This window comes from Chitinophagaceae bacterium (assembly GCA_030053935.1).
GTDB lineage: Bacteria > Bacteroidota > Bacteroidia > Cytophagales > JASGCU01 > JASGCU01.
Genome location: JASGCU010000152.1, coordinates 1 through 2,680 on the forward strand (window position 1 = coordinate 1; position 2,680 = coordinate 2,680).

Here is a 2,680-nt window from a genome sequence, read left to right on the forward strand (position 1 = left end):
TTTTATTTATTATTTATTTGCATTTTTTTATTTTTAAAACACCAATCCTATCCTTACCCCATGTTGCTGAATCTTTTTTTCGTGGTAGTTAAATAAATAATCTACACGTATAAAGGTAAATATCTGTTCTAAACCTATCCCAAATTCCATATAGTTTTTTAAAAGTGGGGTGTATAAATAATGGACACTAGTCGTAAGCTGCACATTTGTTTTCTTCACAAGAGGGATAATATTGGTAATAAATCCATTAAAATGATGTTCATAGTGCATTTGAAAATAATATGTATCCGTGCTGTAAGTATAATAATCTAATAATTGGTAGTTTTGAACTAAAAAACTACTAAAAAGCGATCTATTTCCATTAAAATGGAAAAGGTCAGGAAAAAACAAAAGATTCCTATTGAGAAACTCACCATATTCTACATATACTTTACCCTTTCCACCTAATTTGTAATTCACATTTTGGAGAAAGGAAAAAGAAATAAAATCAAAATCTACAGCTGAGGAAAATATATTTTTAATTCCCTTTTTATAAGTAAAGCTTACAAGTGGGTATCTACTTCCACTATTTTCTTTTTTTCCATTACGAATGATATATTTATTGGCGGGCTTGTAGGAGATGGTAAGAGAAGAAAAAAGAGCATTATGAATCGGCATATTTTTATAAGCAGATGTATCAATATAATAAGGAGTATTAGAGGTGAAAGCTCTATTTTTATAATCTATAAACGATATAGAAGAAGTGTTCTGAATAGATTTTCTTTGTTCCCAGTCGGTAGATAATTCTAAAGACAACCCATTTATGATTTCTGTTTTATAAGTTGTTTTTACAAAGATCTTTTCATACAATTTCATCAAATTACATTCTCTCAAAAGAGTTTCCAACGTATTTATGAGAGGAATTATGGGTTCTTTCGCATTAAATTGTTGCACAAACTGTCCGGTAGAGAGAGTAACACTTGAGCCATTATATTTTCCAAAAAAATATTGTGACGATATTTTCCCATACCATTGCTTTGAGGAAAATCCATACCGAAGAGTCGGCGTAATGGAAATGGTATTTTTATTTTCAAATTCTTTTGTATACAAAAAATCAAAATTTCCCACAAACCCTTCTACCGTATTATATCCAAAGATTAAAAAAAGAGGGGGAGATTTCAAACTATACTTACGATGCGGATGAAAATAATTATAACCCGTAACAAGTATTTTATCCCAGGTTATTTTTTTATTCTTTTTTTCTACAGAGTCCTTATATTTTGGAGTTTGTGTTATTATAAAAATACTATCTTTTTTCTTATAATTTTTTATTTCTTGTTCAGTCAATGGAATGGGGCGAATCTGTACCCAATAAAGAGAATCTTTTTCTGTAGCATCGGGCTGATAGGTTACTAATTCGTTTTTTCTCTGTGGTAATTTTTCTTGTTTTTTCTGGATCTTTTTAATTTTTCTGACAATTTTATAGAGTTGAAACATGTTTTTTTTTGTGGTATCTTGCAAATCCTGATTCAAACTTTGTAATTCTTGAGATGCTCTAAAAGTATCTTTTTGAATAGTTTTACTTGGTATTTGAAAAGTGTCTCTGTTTGTTTCACCATTATGGAGTGTTATTTTATATTGGGAATAGTTATTTAAAAAGTACCCCCGGGCTTTTATTTCCGTTCCTAATAAATCGATAGTTATTTTTAGAAAGAGATTGGAAGAAATAGGAATCCACACACCAGAAGATTGCGTATATGTTTGATTTATTTTTACACTATCAAGAATCTTTATTCCCGATTGTTGGGTGAGCAAAAAATCTACATTTTGTATACTCCACTCCCCATCTACAATGGAAATATACCCAGAAAAAGTAGGAGTATATTTTCCTTTTCGTATTACTTTTATTCTATGGATGAGATCTTTTTGTTGAGTAAAACTCCCCATATATTCATAATCATAATATAAAAAAGCATTTTGAGAAATGGGAGAAACAAATCCCCGTTCTAAACCTTCCCAAACAGTGTTATTGTAAAAATTGACTGTATGCGGAAGGTTAATACTCAATTCTTTTGAGCCACTTACTTTACTAGAAATAATATTTACTCTGTATTGATCTGGATAAGTAAAAAATAACTCTGATACTGTTTCTGATAAATAAGAACCTTCATTTAATTCTTTTTTCACCGAATCAGAAATCTTAATCCAAAAAAGTTTATCGGGAGGGATAAGAGTCACACTCCCTTTGGTATACACTTGACAGGAATAGTTTTTTATCTCCGTAAGATGTTTTTTTCTTTTTTTGATTGCCTCTCTTATTATACGGTAAGCGGGAGATTCTTTTGCATTTACAATCACTTCTTTTAATTCGTATATTTCAGGAGAGAGAGTTATATGGAGGTTTTTTTTACCCGTCTCAATATTGGTGATTACAACTTTTTGCTGGTATCCTACATATTGGAATACTATTTTCTTCTCCCCAAGAGGAAATTGGACAAAATAGAATCCATCCTTATTAGTAGTAGTCCCAATAGTAGTATTAAAAATATACACATTCACAAAAGGGAGTCCATTTCCTGCTTCATCACTTACTTTTCCACTCAGAATTTGAGCATGTATTTGTGTATAAAAGCAAATAGAGAAAGGTATAAAAATTGTTTTTTTCATAATGTATAATGTATGTTTTAAAATTTATTTTTTT

The 2,680-nt window shown here is 29.9% G+C and carries 1 protein-coding gene; it reads right to left on the minus strand.

Annotated elements, in window-relative coordinates:
• Positions 1-33: 33 nt before the first annotated feature.
• The gene (locus QM536_09790) at positions 34-2,646 is read right to left on the minus strand and encodes a DUF5686 and carboxypeptidase regulatory-like domain-containing protein (GenBank protein MDI9357301.1); all 2,613 of its coding nucleotides are present in this window, start codon (positions 2,644-2,646) and stop codon (positions 34-36) included.
• Positions 2,647-2,680: the final 34 nt, after the last annotated feature.